This is a genomic window from Wolbachia endosymbiont (group A) of Yponomeuta plumbellus (assembly GCF_947251575.1).
GTDB lineage: Bacteria > Pseudomonadota > Alphaproteobacteria > Rickettsiales > Anaplasmataceae > Wolbachia > Wolbachia pipientis.
On record NZ_OX366353.1, the window covers coordinates 1141879 to 1156103 of the forward strand.

General features: G+C 36.4%; 13 protein-coding genes and 2 pseudogenes. 5 read left to right on the forward strand and 10 right to left on the reverse strand.

Translation table 11 applies throughout. The features are described from left to right. Window positions 1-142: 142 nt before the first annotated feature. From tnpC to OPR39_RS05610, 3 genes and pseudogenes are all read right to left on the reverse strand, one after another. Window positions 143-1497 (reverse strand): annotated as a pseudogene (gene tnpC, locus OPR39_RS05600) (IS66 family transposase). Window positions 1498-1609: 112 nt separating this feature from the next. After that, window positions 1610-2692 (reverse strand): bifunctional diaminohydroxyphosphoribosylaminopyrimidine deaminase/5-amino-6-(5-phosphoribosylamino)uracil reductase RibD, encoded by a 1083-nt coding sequence (ribD, locus tag OPR39_RS05605; protein WP_265039332.1) that lies wholly within the window; start codon window positions 2690-2692, stop codon window positions 1610-1612. Continuing rightward, window positions 2692-3891, reverse strand: coding sequence for a deoxyguanosinetriphosphate triphosphohydrolase (locus tag OPR39_RS05610; RefSeq protein ID WP_065106726.1), 1200 nt, complete (start codon window positions 3889-3891; stop codon window positions 2692-2694). The genes ribD and OPR39_RS05610 overlap by 1 nt, the downstream gene beginning before the upstream one ends. Window positions 3892-3938: 47 nt before the next feature. Here OPR39_RS05610 and OPR39_RS05615 point away from each other — a divergent pair, with 47 nt between their 5' ends. Next, window positions 3939-4367, forward strand: coding sequence for a HesB/IscA family protein (locus OPR39_RS05615; protein WP_015589160.1), 429 nt, complete (start codon window positions 3939-3941; stop codon window positions 4365-4367). A gap of 39 nt (window positions 4368-4406) precedes the next feature. Beyond that, window positions 4407-5081 carry an ABC transporter ATP-binding protein gene (locus tag OPR39_RS05620; protein WP_015589159.1) on the forward strand — a complete coding sequence of 225 codons (675 nt, stop codon included), beginning with the start codon at window positions 4407-4409 and terminating at the stop codon, window positions 5079-5081. Window positions 5082-5319: 238 nt separating this feature from the next. Here OPR39_RS05620 and OPR39_RS05625 read toward each other — a convergent pair whose 3' ends face one another. Beyond that, window positions 5320-6018, reverse strand: a complete 699-nt coding sequence (locus OPR39_RS05625) for an alpha/beta hydrolase (protein ID WP_151808056.1) — start codon at window positions 6016-6018, stop codon at window positions 5320-5322. A 155-nt stretch (window positions 6019-6173) separates the two neighbouring features. On the opposite strand from OPR39_RS05625, the gene OPR39_RS05630 reads away from it, so the two are divergent. Both OPR39_RS05630 and OPR39_RS05635 read left to right on the forward strand, forming a co-directional pair. After that, complete coding sequence (locus tag OPR39_RS05630; protein ID WP_151808057.1) at window positions 6174-7310, forward strand: cysteine desulfurase family protein; 1137 nt, start codon at window positions 6174-6176, stop codon at window positions 7308-7310. Between the two features lie 913 nt (window positions 7311-8223). Then, window positions 8224-8961 carry a WD_0702 family putative metalloprotease gene (locus OPR39_RS05635; protein WP_010081987.1) on the forward strand — a complete coding sequence of 246 codons (738 nt, stop codon included), beginning with the start codon at window positions 8224-8226 and terminating at the stop codon, window positions 8959-8961. Window positions 8962-9000: 39 nt separating this feature from the next. Here OPR39_RS05635 and OPR39_RS05640 read toward each other — a convergent pair. Next, window positions 9001-9102, reverse strand: a pseudogene (locus tag OPR39_RS05640) (WPE palindromic element domain-containing protein); the annotation flags it as partial. 298 nt (window positions 9103-9400) lie between these two features. Here OPR39_RS05640 and tsaD point away from each other — a divergent pair. Continuing rightward, window positions 9401-10408, forward strand: coding sequence for a tRNA (adenosine(37)-N6)-threonylcarbamoyltransferase complex transferase subunit TsaD (gene tsaD, locus OPR39_RS05645; protein ID WP_015589155.1), 1008 nt, complete (start codon window positions 9401-9403; stop codon window positions 10406-10408). 352 nt (window positions 10409-10760) lie between these two features. Here the strand turns inward: tsaD and OPR39_RS05650 are convergent, their stop codons facing one another. The 5 genes from OPR39_RS05650 to OPR39_RS05670 form a co-directional block, all read right to left on the reverse strand. Continuing rightward, window positions 10761-11276: an IS110 family transposase gene (locus tag OPR39_RS05650; protein WP_051062213.1), complete on the reverse strand. Its 516-nt coding sequence runs from the start codon at window positions 11274-11276 to the stop codon at window positions 10761-10763. Beyond that, a complete protein-coding gene (locus tag OPR39_RS05655) occupies window positions 11266-11529 on the reverse strand; it encodes an IS110 family transposase (protein WP_144054592.1) in 264 nt (87 codons plus the stop codon). The genes OPR39_RS05650 and OPR39_RS05655 overlap by 11 nt, the downstream gene beginning before the upstream one ends. Window positions 11530-12038: 509 nt before the next feature. Beyond that, window positions 12039-12875, reverse strand: coding sequence for a hypothetical protein (locus OPR39_RS05660; protein ID WP_265039334.1), 837 nt, complete (start codon window positions 12873-12875; stop codon window positions 12039-12041). 26 nt (window positions 12876-12901) lie between these two features. Continuing rightward, window positions 12902-13621, reverse strand: a complete 720-nt coding sequence (locus OPR39_RS05665) for a hypothetical protein (RefSeq protein ID WP_265039335.1) — start codon at window positions 13619-13621, stop codon at window positions 12902-12904. 344 nt (window positions 13622-13965) lie between these two features. Then, window positions 13966-14109 carry a hypothetical protein gene (locus tag OPR39_RS05670; protein ID WP_265039337.1) on the reverse strand — a complete coding sequence of 48 codons (144 nt, stop codon included), beginning with the start codon at window positions 14107-14109 and terminating at the stop codon, window positions 13966-13968. Between the last annotated feature and the right edge of the window lie 116 nt (window positions 14110-14225).

Sequence of the window (14225 nt, forward strand, 5' to 3'; positions counted from 1 at the left end):
CCTATATAGCTAAAGTGGCTTAGGTTTACCTACAATTTGAAAAACAACAAATTCGTCATTCCGCTACTCGTTAGCGGAATCTATGCTGAGATACCGCGGCGGTATGACGTAGAAAAACCTTTCTTGGGTTGTATCCGTTCAGCTAAGCGGTGTGAGAGATGATAGATAAGAGGTTTTGGAAAGCCCATTTGTTTCCATGTCAAGTATAATGAAATTATCCGTTCAAGTTCCCCACTTCGATTGGGTAAAATATGAATTTTTGCGATAAACGACATAATGCCGTATTTGCCGTTCAGCATGGTTATTTGTCAGCGGAATGTTTTCTGGGTCATCTAAAAAATTCCACATTATTCTTTCAGATTTCAAAATATTTTTTGCAACTCGAGAAGCTCCAATTGCTTCAGGTAAACGGCTTCAAGTAATACCTTGTACGTTTTCGCAATTTTCTGGCACGTCTGGTAAATCTAAAAACATCTATCTCATTTTTTAGTAAAGCTTTTTTTAGTGCAAATAATTCAGTAGTGACATCTCTTACATAACAGCCAAGAATCTTAACTTCAATGTTCCAGCTATGAGCCAGCCTTTCAAAATCTCTTATTAAATAAGCCCAGCAGATTTGCCTTTTCTTATCATTAAAGTAGTTGTAGGCTGAATATCTATCAGTTACTATCAAACTATTGCGATTGCAAAATGTGCTGTCTTGCAAAACCTTCATTCCTCTTGATTCTGTCAATTTTACAAAACTTGCCGTATTGCTTGCAAACATCCAACACCAGCCAAGTTTACCTTTGTTATAATGGCTCGTTTCATCGATATGCAGAACTTCACTTTTACTTACTTCTTGCTCGATTTGCTCATATGCTTCTTGGCATTTTTCTGCAACTCTAGCCTCGCTATTTGACACGCTACCAACACTGATGTCCAGGTTGAAAATATTTTTTATAATATTTGCTACTTCTCTTTTCGAGTTCTTGTAAAATCCGCTCAGCGCCGCAATTGTTGACTTAACTTTTGGACCAAATGTATCCGCAGTAACACCTTCTGGTAACTTGCTACTTTTTCTTTTTCCACACTTGCAACAGCGGCCATTGGTATTCCACAACATAAGCTGGCAAATCAACTTTTTGATGAATGTATGGCTCTTTCGATATCGCAATTTCTCCTCCGCACTCGCAAGAACTCTATTTTCACCACTTCATCTGCTTCCATTTTAGGGCGATACTTTCCTTCATGCCCAATCTGTGCCCCTATTTTCCTGTCACTTTTTTTCTTTTTCTTCTTTAGCTTGTATAACTCTTTTGAGCTCGGTATCGATGAATTTTGTGAATTCAGACCTAGTCTTTCTTTCAATTCAGCATTTTCGATTCTTAGCGCCTTATTCTCAGATCTAAAATTTTCGTTTTCTATCTCTAACCTCTTTATCTCTGCTTTTAGTTGCTCTATCTCTATTTTAAAGCTTTCACAGAGCTTGAGAAGACTAGCTAGTAGATCAGACATATTTACCACACATACTACTTGTGATATTGTGTTTTTAGCACTCCTTGTCTACTTTTTATTTTACCGCTCCGCTGAACGGATACCTTTTTTTTACTGTTTGAGTATGTAAGGATTATGACGACCTATCCCAAACCTCAACTATATCCTCACTAAACTCTATTATCTTTGTTTTTTTAAACTGATAACGGTTGTTAATGAATTGAATCCCTAAATCTCCTACAAAAGGAGTGGCATCATTGCCTAAAATTTTACCACTGCGGCATATTATCAACCTGTCGATTAAATTACACTTTAATAGTTCTGTGATTAACACTCCTCCACCTTCAACTAATAATCTTGTTATACCAATTTCTGAAACAAGTTTTAATGCCATGTCCTTTAGGCAAACCTTACCTGCGTTGCTTGAATTAACTACTAAGTAGTTAATGTTTTTTATTTTTTTCTCTACTTCTTTATTTGTGATGACCCAAGTTATTACTTTGTCTGCAGTCTTTGCAATGTTATGCTCTTCCTTTAATCTCCCTTGGCTATCTATAATTAGCCTTATTGGCGATCTACTTCCAAGTCCTGGTAATCTGCAAGTTAAGAGTGGATCATCATTAATAAGAGTATTGCTGCCAATCATAATTGCATCATATTTTGCTCTAAGCTCATGCACCCAATTTCTCGTATTTTCACTTGTTATCCATTTGCTATCGCCTGTAAATGTTGCGATTTTTCCGTCAAGAGTTGTTGCGACTTTGCAAGCTATAAATGGTCTATGTAATTCTTTAGTGGTGAAAAAACCGACATTCAGTTCTTTTGCCTCTTTTTGCATAATACCTTGCTCAACTTCAATTCCTGCTTCTTTCAGAGCTTTCATGCCTCTGCCTGAAACTCTACTATCTGGGTCAATAGTTGCAATTACTACTCTTTTTATGCTAGCTTTTATGATTTTTGCAGTGCAAGGCCCCGTGACTCCGTGATGACAACATGGCTCAAGAGTGATATATATAGTTGCGCCATGAGTTGAATCTTTAGCGTTTTGCAAAGCGACTACCTCCGCATGCGGACGCCCACCAATCCCTGTGTATCCCTCACTAACAATTGTACCATCCTTTACAATAACACACCCGACAGCAGGATTTGGTGCAACATTTCCAAGATTTTTTTCTGCAAGCCTTAATGCAATTGACATGAAATGATCATCAGTCATTAGAAAGAAGTCATTTCGTATGAGGTATCAAAAATTCTTCTGTGCTCGTGTATAGCAAATCTATCTGTCATACCTGAGATATAGTCACATATTATTACTGAACGCTGAGATTCACAAGCGAGTTTGCTCCACTCTGTGGGAAGTAATCCTGGGTTTTCATAAAAACATTGAAAGAGTTCCTGTATTATGCGTTTTGCTTTGTTCATCGTTCTACTCAGTTTATAGCTTCTGTATATTTTCTCCATGTTGAATCTTTTCATTTCTTTTGTAGCATTCGCAACTTCTGGTGAAAATGTGACTAGCATTTTATTTAGACTTCTTACGTCTTCTACGCTTTTTATTTTGTGATCTTCAATATTTCTTTCAGTCTGAGAAACAACATCACTTATCATAGTTCCTATAGTTCCACTCAGTGATTCATGTATGAGTTTGCTCTGAGGCAATTCTGAATATCTGCTCCTTATGTCTTTAAACATTTTTTCAATTAAAGGAACATTCAGCAAATCTTCGATGGTTACTAAATTCGCCCTGAGTGCATCATCAAGATCGTGAACACTGTAAGCAATATCATCGGCAATTGAAGCAACTTGCGCTTCAATGCTTGAAAATTCTTCAAGTTTTAGATCATATTTTTTGTTGTATTCTAATAACAGCTGATTACTTGTAGAAGACTCCGCGTTTTGACCAAGCAAGGGACCGTTATGTTTTGCAACTCCTTCAATCACCTCCCAACTTAGATTCATACCATCAAAATCAGCATGTTTTTGTTCAAGATAAGTTAAAATCCTTATAGCTTGAACATTATGATCAAACTCATACTTCTCATTATCAAGATTCAAATCTTGAACTGATTTCTTTAGAGCATCTTCACCTGCATGACCAAATGGAGGATGACCAAGATCATGTGCGAGCGCTATGCATTCAGTGATATCCTCATTTAAGCCAAGTCTACGCGCAATGGACCTTGCAATTTGTGCAACTTCAAGGCTATGAGTAAGCCGAGTGCGATAGTAGTCGTGCTCATAATTGATAAAAACTTGTGTTTTGTACTCCAACTTTCTAAACGCATTAGAGTGAATGATACGGTCCCTATCACGCTGAAAGCAGCTGCGATTCTCATCTTCTGGCTCTTTGAAGTATCTCCCTTTTGTTTTGCTTGGAAAACATGCATAATTTAATAGAAAATTATTGTTTGACATGTAAAATTTCTACTATAATAAGTTATCAATAATAAACGGTGGTTACTATGTCAACAAATTACAACATCAACTTAACTGATAATGCACTAAAAAAAATCCACTCTCTTGCAGAGCAGGAAGGGGATAAGAGTTCCATTTTACGGGTTGCAGTTTCAGGTGGTGGATGTTCTGGCTTCAAATACAATTTTCTTATGGATCAAATGAATAAAAATCTATCTTTGGATGATGAAGACGAAGATGATGACTATGAAGAAAGTGAGGACTATAGAAGCCACTCCAGTTTTAGCAAAAAAGGTAAAGATATAGTAATTAATGATGAAAATGGAAACCCTGTATTAATGGTTGATAATTGTTCAGCAAAATTTTTAAATAACTCAGTTATAGATTATACTGAGGATCTCAGTGGTTCTGGTTTTCAAATAAAGAATGCCTTTGCTAAGTCTCAATGTGGTTGTGGTAACAGCTTTTCGGTTTAATTATTACTAAAACTTAGATGCCTTCTGGATCTTTTAAACATGGGTGGTAATGTAGCACTAGAACTAACTTCTGTAGATAAAAGCTTCAAGGACAATTCTGCTGTTGTAAAGGATATCAATTTAAGTGTTACAAGAGGGCAAGTAGTAGCGCTGATTGGCAATTCAGGTGCAGGGAAAACAACTATATTGCAAATCGCAGGCTTGTTGGACAAGCCAACTTCAGGTATAGTTACGATAGATGGAATAAATTGCACACAAGCCAGTAATAAGCATAAAACTCATGTAAGAAGAAATTTTCTTAGTTTTGTTTATCAATTTCACTATTTGTTACAAGAGTTATCGGTGTTGGAAAATATTATGCTTCCTCAACTCATTGCAGGAAAAAGCAAAGCTGAAGCAAAAAAAAATTCGCAAGCAATGTTGGAAAAATTTGGTCTGGAAAACAAAGCAAGTAGCATGGTATCTGAAGTTTCGGGTGGGGAAAGGCAGAGAGTTGCAATTGCAAGAAGCATTGTAAATTCTCCAAAGCTTTTACTTGCAGATGAGCCAACAGGAAATTTAGATCCAACAAATTCTTTTAAGGTGTTTTTACTGCTACATTCATACGTAAAGGAAAATAACAGCTCTATGCTTATAGTAACACACAATCATCTCCTTGCAGAAAAGGCAGACTGCATTTTCCAATTGAGAGATCGATCATTAGTGAAGTTGTGAATAGGAAAAATAGCACAATTTCTATGCCTTATACTTATCTAACCAATGATCATTAACAGAGTACAACTCGCATGAAATGCTTTCATTGCTTTTTATACACGGACTTTTTAACTTGCGCTGTTTACTTAGGGAACACCCCGATAACATAAACACAGCTAAAACAAAAAATAATAGCTTTTTAAACATAACAAAACCTTTTCATTTATATTACTACACTCATTTCTCTTGTTTGTAAAGATTAGGCATATTCTTTTACCCTTACCTCTTTTTTGACCTTTTGAAAAGAAATAGTTGCACTATTCAAGCGCAGTTTTATATAATTGTCCACGATTTGAGTCACTTCCTCTTCTTTATCCTTTAGAAAGTGATTAGTATCATCTATTATATGGTATTTCATGTGATCACTTCTTACTGAATTTATCAACCTTTTTGCTAATTCTGTTACATCGCTTTCTTCTGAGATTGTATCATTACTGCTTTGTATTATAAGCCCAGAAACTGGACAGGGAGAAAGAAAAGAAAAATCGTACTTAGTTACCGGAAGAGAAAGAGCAATAAAACCCACTATCTCAGGGCGGCGCATTGTTAGCTGCATAGCCACCCATGCTCCAAAAGAAAAACCAGCGATCCAAATTGGAACATTGCTAGGATTATGTTCCTGAAGCCAATCAATGGCTACCGCAGCGTCAGTTAATTCTCCTATACCCTTATCAAAAGTTCCGGTAGATTTTCCCACACCACGAAAGTTAATCTTCAATGCAGAAAAATTGTTATCGATAAAAGACGTATATGTACTATGTACAATTTTACTATCCATATTACCACCATATTGAGGATGATGATGTAAAACCAGCACAACCGGCGCGTTGGCATCTTTGCTTTGGTGGTATTCACCTTCTATCTTTCTTGTTGCATTATTCAAAAAAACTTCAACCATGGTAACCCCTAATAAGAACCCGCTTGACAGGTATTAATGACGTGAGTTATTAATTATGTATTAATTTCGCTGTTTTTGCAATAAATTTTTTATCGTGTTAAAGCTAACGTACATAGTTATGGCTATAGTTGATGGTAAACTTATTTAAGTGACAGATGAGTCCATTCTCTTTAGAAAATAGTGGTTGCGTATATGCTGATTACAATGCAACTGCTCCAATTAGTGAAAATGTAAAAAAAAGTATATTTGAGGTCTTGTTAAAACAAACGCTCAATCCATCATCACTACATAAAAGAGGACAAGAAGCGAGGAAGATTCTTCAGGATGCAAGAGATAACGTACGTGGTGCTATTGGCGTCTCAAGTGATAAAGAAATAGTTTTCACGTCTGGTGCAACCGAAGCGAATAACCTTGTTATGAGAGGAATAGCAGGCTACCTGCATGTAATTTCAGCTATAGAGCATCCTTCAATTCTTAATTCTGCATGTAATCCATACATAATACCCGTTAATCAGGAGGGCATTGTTGACTTTTTAGAGCTAGAAAAAATTCTAAGCGAACTTAAAGGAAACAAAGCAATAGTTTCAGTTATGATGGCAAATAACGAAACCGGAGTTATTCAACCTATTGAGGAAATAGCTGAAATAGCCCACAAATTTGGAGCAATTTGCCACACTGACACTGCTCAAAGTGTTGGGAAAATTAAAGTTAATATGGAAGATTTAGGAGTGGATTTACTCACTTTATCCGCCCATAAATTTGGCGGTGTAGCAGGCAGTGGAGTTTTAATATTCAATAAAGAACTTGCGATAGAACCTATTATAATAGGTGGTGGACAAGAGAAGGGATTTCGTGGTGGTACGGAAAATATTGTTGCGATTGCAGGCCTTTCTGCTGCACTGCAAAATATTCCAGATCTTCTATCAAAAATGGATGAAGTAAAGGAGCTACGCGATCAATTAGAGTGTGAATTATTAAATCTTGTCAGTGACATAAGAATCTTCGGTAAAAACTCTAAGAGGCTGCCAAACACAAGTTTTATTTATATGCCAGGAGTAAAGAGTGATGTGCAGCTCATGCATTTTGACTTGAATTATATTGCAGTTAGTAATGGCTCCGCATGTTCTTCTGGAAAAGTTGAGCCTTCCCATGTTTTGCTTGCAATGGGGGCAACAAAAGAGCAAACAGAGTGTTCAATTAGAATCAGTATAGGTCCAGAAACTAAACCACAAGACATAAAAAAAATAGTGGATTGTTGGTATAATATCTACAAGCAGAACTCCTTGGTATAGATAATACGTGATATCATGCAGGGAGCTATAAATTAGATGTAAAAAATTCCTTTACAAGTTTCGCCAGCCCCCTTATCATGGTACTGAAGCTATTTATTTATCTTCGCAATCTGTGCAGGTTAATGACAAAAAACTTAGGGTATTTGGCGTCTCATGTTTAATTTTTCGCACTACGTGCATCGCATGTCTTTAAAAATCTCTGGGTTTTTACCTATATAAGCCGAAACGCGCTTACAAAGCGTTTAAGACAGCAAAAAACGTCAAATTGACAAGGGAGAATTTGAATGCTAGCTACTACGGGGTTTCTTTGCCTTTTTTCCTGCTTAGTAAATTTCTTAAACACTTGCGGTGTAGGTTAGTTGCAAGTTAAAAGCAGCTAAATCGCTCTTAATCAAGCGTTTTAGAATAAAAAAAACGCCGATATTTTAGTACATAGTAAATAGCCAACCACCACGGGGCTTCTTTTGCCTTTTTTTTATTTAGTAAATTTCTTAAATATTTATGGCTAAAGCAATTTAAGAGACCGAAAATGGTGTCATTTCAGTGCCCCTGTAATGTCATCCCAGTGCCCTGACTACTTGGATCTAGCAAGCTTTGCTTGCAAATAAGTCTAATACGTGTCGCGTTTTATGCCAAAACACAATTGGAGTTACATGCAAAATAGATCCCAGACTGGGATGACAAAAAAAGAGCACTGGAATGACACCATTTGCTGTGCAATTTACCTTCAAAAATGAATGTTCGTACAGCTATGGATTCATTCACGGTATCTCACCATAGATCCCGCTGACAAGCAGCGGTATGACGGTTATCAGTAAACATGAATTACTTTAGCTATGCAATCAGGCTTCCTAAAAACACTTTGTAGCCAATCAATTCTTGAGTATAAAAAGAATTCCTTTAATAATAAGGTATGCTAATCAGGAATTTAATAAAACAAGCAACTCAAGTGGGAAGCAGTGAAAATGCAATACGGTATGTCGAATATCTCTATCAATTTGAGAAGTTTAGAAACACATTAAACCTCACTTTATCACTAATAAAGCAAAACAGGCTCTCATTTGAAATATACCAAGAGGGATTAGTGGATATGGAAGAGGGAGTGTGTAAGACAATCAGGTCTTCCAGTGTAAATAGATATGTTATTGTACTGAGGAAGTCAAACCCATACATTATAGTGCATGAACTTTCACACATGGTTGAAAATGAACTGAACTTAAGTTTGGAACAGGAATTTCTCCATAAAGTTTACCAGGATATTGAGCAGAACCTAAAGCAAGCAAATATTCTTGTGCAGAAAATTATCGGCCAAGTTATATTTAAGGAGATACAGGCTTATCAAACTGCAAAATCACGTGCATCTGAATTATTTGCACGCTATTTTGAGCTATTTGCTTGGGCGCAGGAGGTTTACCCTAAAGATAAAGAATACTTAATCCGCACTCAAGACTTAAACAAAGTGTTCCTTGCTACTGGCCAATGGAAAAAGAGCTACCTTGATTCACAAATGATGGAGAGAATAGATAAGGAAATCAAGGAATACAGCAATAAAACTGCCACTAAAGACGTAACCAAAGTGCAAAGCAGTTGGACTAATAAATTTTCTCCTGGGGGCAAAAAAATTAGCTCTATATTTGGAGATGATGATTAGCTTATAGTGCAGGTTTTCCTACGTCATGCCGCCGCGAACCGTCATACCGCGATTCATTCTTTTGGTGTACGAACATTGCAATTTGCAGGTAATTTGAGTAGTAGATGGTGTCATTCCAGTGCTTGACACTGGAATCCAGGAATTTGGATTGGGCACTAAGTTGGTGAGCATAAAAGTGGCTGATCTTATGTTAAAACACAACGTTCTTGATGAGATTACGGCAAGGCTGGATTCCAGTGTCAAGCACTGGAATGACACCATTTGCTGTGCAGTTTACCTTTAAGAATGAATGTTCGTACAGTTGTGCGCGGTATCTCATCAGCTAACACGTAGCGGAATGACGGTTGTCGGTAAATCTTTTAGCTATAGAAGTTAACTTTGCAGTTAACTTCTATAGCGTTTCAAAGTATAGTTTTGGTAATACAGTAACTAAATATACATGAAAACCATTTTAGCTGTTGAAACAAGCTGCGACGAAACTGCAGTAGCGATTGTAAATAGTGACAAGCAAGTCCTTGCTCACAAGATTCTTTCTCAAGTAGAACACAAAAAACGCGGTGGGGTGATCCCTGAAATAGCTTCACGTGCTCATATGAAGCATTTAAGTGGTCTAATAAAAAGCGCCGTGGAAAAATCTAACCTTAACTTTTGTGACCTCAATGCAATTGCAGCAACATCAGGACCAGGACTCATAGGTGGATTAATAGTTGGTACAATGATGGCTAAAGCAATTGCGCATGTAGCACAAAAACCGTTCATTGCAGTGAATCACTTAGAAGCGCATGCATTGGTTATTAGGTTACTGCATGAGGTAAAATTTCCATTTTTAGTCCTACTAATATCAGGTGGTCACTGTCAATTTTTAATTGCACAGGATGTAGGTAAATACATTAAACTTGGAGAAACGCTCGATGATTCACTAGGAGAAGCATTTGATAAAGTTGCTAAGATGCTGGGTTTAAGCTACCCAGGAGGCCCATTAATTGAAAAGTTGGCTAAAAAAGGCAATGGCACAAGATTCAAACTGCCAAGGGCAATGATAAAACGTTCTGGATGTAACTTTTCGTTTTCTGGGATTAAAACAGCAGTAAAAAACTTAGTACAAGAACTTAAAATGAGCGAGCAAGATGTGTGTGATGTATGTGCTTCGTTTCAAGAGTGTATTAGTGACATACTGCTGGACAGGGTTAGTAATGCGATTATTATGGCCGAATCTTTAAATATCAAAATCAATGACTTTGTGATTACCGGCGGAGTTGCAGCAAATAATTTCTTGAGAGAAAAATTAAAACAACACATAAACTTAAACATATTTTTTCCCCCTAACGACCTATGTACAGACAATGCAATTATGGTTGGATGGACAGGAATTGAAAGGTTACAGAAAAATTATATAGATCCACTTAATTTTGCACCAAGACCAAAGTGGGAATTGGAAAGTTATTAAAAGCTCTCAATTCTGAATTATAGCTAAAGTGACTTAGGTTCTCTAATTGCACATAAGTCAACAATAATTTTCACACAAATCAAAACAGCATATCTTCTCCATAATCCTTGGTAATTTTACATAAGTTAAAAGTAGCATATGGTTCTCTCCGCGGTCTGAGATGACAATAAATTTGTCAAGCCGCATTATACTTGTTAGGCGGAAGTGGACGGCAACATATTTACCACGAAGTCTAACTAAGTTCTTGCTTGTCCCTTCCATCGGCATTGCTATCTTTATTTTCAATAAAATTATTGTCCTATGCTCTTTTGATGTTTATTGATAATAAAATTCTGTTTTATCAACCAACATCCTATGCATAATTACAGCTAATTTTCTTGCTACTGCTACAATTGCTTTTTTCATTCCTTTTTTCTTCGCAACCCCAGTTTTTTAATTTAAATGTCCTCTTGGTAACTGTAAGCATTGTTTGTGCAGCTTCATATAACATACTTCTACATTCCGGTGGTCCCATCTTTGATATGCTGCCATGCCGATCAACTTCTCCAGAAGAATATTGCCTTGGTGTCAACCCTATATATGCTCCAACTGTATCAGATTTCTCAAACCTATGTGGGTTATCAATTGCAGCTTTATACGTCATTGCTACTATAATCCCCACTCCTGGAACGGTAGTTAACAATTTACAATCATCGTCTTTTTCACCTTGTTCTGAAAGCATTTTGTCAAGCTTTCTTAATGACTTTTCTATTGCTTCCAAACTACAAACTAACGCTTCAATTGAACTCCTACTGATTTCATCCAAATTATTTATTGCCTCTTGTATTCTTAAAGCGAAAGTTTCAAATTTTGATCCTTTACCGACCATGTATCTTCAACAACCCTCTTATTGTTCCAATAACCTGCTGTTTGCTACACATTAGCTGTCTTCTGCTTCCAAGCGCTATTTTAATTTGACAACTGATTTTACTAACACTTCTCATCATCTGCGCTATACCCCTCGCATCGTTTTTATCATTCTTATTGATTCTTGCAGACAACGCTGCTGCCATATGCCTTGCATCTACACAAATTGCTGGTAATCCAAAACTCCTTAACTCTTTGCACATTGATATTGACAACTATCCACTTTCTATTCCTATGGGTTCGTATTTTTTGCCTTGGCTAATCTGCTATTGCCTTACTTTCGCTTGCAACAACTTCTTCCTTAACAACTTTTCCTTTCTCATCAACGATACTTATAAAAGTTTCTTTTAATGAGATCGCTATAATATTTCATGACCTACTGTAAAAGTTTAAATTATTTTTGAAGAACCAATTCATTGAATTTGTTACTTCGTGCTAAAATAATGGAGTATGTCTCTCCATCATTCAATAGCAATTACAGTATGTTTAGCTATAATTTGAAAAACAAAAATTCGTCATTCCGCTACTAGTTAGCGGGATCTAGAGGTACCGCGGCGGCATGACGTAGGATTGCTGTCATCCCGCTGCTTGTTAGTGGCTAAGAGATACTGTGAATAAATCACGGTATGACGGTTAAGTATCCCGCTACGTGTTAGCGGCTGAGATAACGCGAATAAATCGCGGGATGACGTGTTGCTTGGGTCAGCTATAGAAGCAAAACTCATCATTTTGAAAGAGGAGGAGATTTTTCCGGACCCTCAGCAGGGATTGATTTTGGATCTGATAATTCTGTATTTACCTTGATTGGCTCTAATGGAGTTTTCTGCTCTTCCGGTTTATCATCTGGAATTGGAACAGGCCAATCCATAATGTTTTGCGGTATAACTTCTGCTTCTTTAGCTTCTTTTTGACCTGTTGAAGATGATGCATCAACTCCTGCATTTTTAGTAACTTCTTGTTTGAGTTGTTTATTTTCTTCTTGCAGTTGCTTTAAATTTTTCTTTAACTCGTCAATCTCTCTTATTTTTTGTTTTAATTGTTCAGATATAGTTAGTTTGTCTCTAGTCAATTTTTTGTTTTCTTGTCTTAACCCACTAGCTGTTCTGCTTGAGTTGTTGTTTACAGCTTGTATACCTTGGTCTTGCTGCTGCATGCTTGTTCCTCTACTTTCATATTCAACTTCAGTTTGAGTTGCCTGACCTTTTTCCTGCTGTAATATGTTCTGCAGTTGCTCTAGACTCTCTTTGACAGATGCCAGCTCTTCCTGTGTACACGTTAACATCCCTTCCTTTTCCTTAAGTTGATATTGAAGCTTTTCTATTTCCCCCTTCGTATTTTCTTCGCTTAGCTCATCTGCAAGTGATCTTCCAGGTTCAAGTTGTCGAATTTCCCTCTCTAAGTCTTCCTTTTCTCTCTGTAATTCATTTAATTCTTCAGACAATTGGCTCGCCGTTTCAGCCAATGTATTGTTTTCCTTTTTTGTTTCCATTAACTGTTCTGCCAACTGCTTTTTATGATCATCCTTTAAACCTTCCACTATTTTCTTCAGGTCATTCTCCAAATTTGCATTCTTTTCCTTTAGTACAGTTAAATTAGCTTCACTTTTCTCTGTAATTCTTTATTTGCCTCATTTGTTTCACCTTCCTTATCTTTCAACTGATTATTTAAGTTCTTTATTACATCATTTTTATCCTGTAGTTCTTCCTCTTGTTCCTTTATTCTTTGACCTCTTTCAAATATCGCTCGCTGTTGTTCATTGACTTTATCTCTCAAGGAGTCACGTTCTAATCTTAGATCCTCAAGCTGCTTTGCCTGCGCTGCAAAATGTTGAGCAAATGTTTCTTTTCCTTCCTTTAATTCCTCAATTTCGTTTATAATTTCATCTACTTTATCTTTTAATCCTTCTTGCTCATACTCTTCTTCATCACCAGACATATCATCCTCAAATATTTCATCTTCATCACTAAATTCACTGCTGGTGGATATAGAACTTCTACGTGAAGAAGGTGTGCTAGGAGAGGAATACCCACTGCTGCTTGGTGTAGGCAATTGCGATGATAGATCTTGTGTGGGCTCGAGACTGTCCATATCTTGACCTATATCAGTAAAAGCTTGATACAGAGTTTTTCTGTTGATAAAAACTTCTTTATTTTGTCCAACTAACTTTAATACTTCTTCTGAACTCGTTATTCCTCCAAATTTTGGCTCACCAATAACACTCTGTATACCACCAGAATCCAATTTTACGGTCATGCTACAGTCTATGCTGTTACCTTCAGAATCCTTAGCCTGCCAATTAATGGTCATTTCACATGAGCTTGAACCAGTAAAATCATAGTGCCTTTCGCTGCCTTTTTTGGTTGCAGTTATTTGACTATCTTTCCCTAAAGATATGTTATAAACCTTACCTTCACTGCTAGCTCTTAAAATATTGCTAATTTCTATTGGTTTTTCTTCATTTTCAAATCTAATTTTGAAGTCATCATCTTTTGTTGAATACGCTAAGAAATTTTGATTTGGTAAAGATGCTTCAAATTCTCTATGTGTTTCATTTATTGATTGCTCAAATTTTTGGAACTCCTTTTCCCACTTTAAATTTATCTGTCCTGTAATGTCCTCATCTTTGCGTAAAGGGCCAATAAAATACCAGATTAATTTTTTTCCTCCAATTGTTTTATAGTCTCTTGAAAGCTGCTACAAGATTCAATCACATCTAAAATATCCTTTTTCTGCTGTTCATCTACATCTAAACTTTGACTTTCAGCTATAAATACATTTTCGTTTTCCTGTGGCATAATTTTACATTTTAAAAAATATACTATAATATTAACAGATTTCTTTAAAGAGTCAACTAATTGTTGGATAAATAAACTTGAGCATTTGGCCAAAATGTTATATAGTAGTCACTTCA

What these genes read in the sequence shown, in the direction of transcription:
- ribD (WP_265039332.1), bottom strand. Translation starts at nt 2,692, where the DNA reads ATGACTGATGATCATTTCATGTCAATTGCATTAAGGCTTGCAGAAAAA.
- OPR39_RS05610 (WP_065106726.1), bottom strand. Translation starts at nt 3,891, where the DNA reads ATGTCAAACAATAATTTTCTATTAAATTATGCATGTTTTCCAAGCAAA.
- OPR39_RS05615 (WP_015589160.1), top strand. Translation starts at nt 3,939, where the DNA reads ATGTCAACAAATTACAACATCAACTTAACTGATAATGCACTAAAAAAA.
- OPR39_RS05620 (WP_015589159.1), top strand. Translation starts at nt 4,407, where the DNA reads ATGGGTGGTAATGTAGCACTAGAACTAACTTCTGTAGATAAAAGCTTC.
- OPR39_RS05625 (WP_151808056.1), bottom strand. Translation starts at nt 6,018, where the DNA reads ATGGTTGAAGTTTTTTTGAATAATGCAACAAGAAAGATAGAAGGTGAA.
- OPR39_RS05630 (WP_151808057.1), top strand. Translation starts at nt 6,174, where the DNA reads ATGAGTCCATTCTCTTTAGAAAATAGTGGTTGCGTATATGCTGATTAC.
- OPR39_RS05635 (WP_010081987.1), top strand. Translation starts at nt 8,224, where the DNA reads ATGCTAATCAGGAATTTAATAAAACAAGCAACTCAAGTGGGAAGCAGT.
- tsaD (WP_015589155.1), top strand. Translation starts at nt 9,401, where the DNA reads ATGAAAACCATTTTAGCTGTTGAAACAAGCTGCGACGAAACTGCAGTA.
- OPR39_RS05650 (WP_051062213.1), bottom strand. Translation starts at nt 11,276, where the DNA reads ATGGTCGGTAAAGGATCAAAATTTGAAACTTTCGCTTTAAGAATACAA.
- OPR39_RS05665 (WP_265039335.1), bottom strand. Translation starts at nt 13,621, where the DNA reads ATGACCATTAATTGGCAGGCTAAGGATTCTGAAGGTAACAGCATAGAC.
- OPR39_RS05670 (WP_265039337.1), bottom strand. Translation starts at nt 14,109, where the DNA reads ATGCCACAGGAAAACGAAAATGTATTTATAGCTGAAAGTCAAAGTTTA.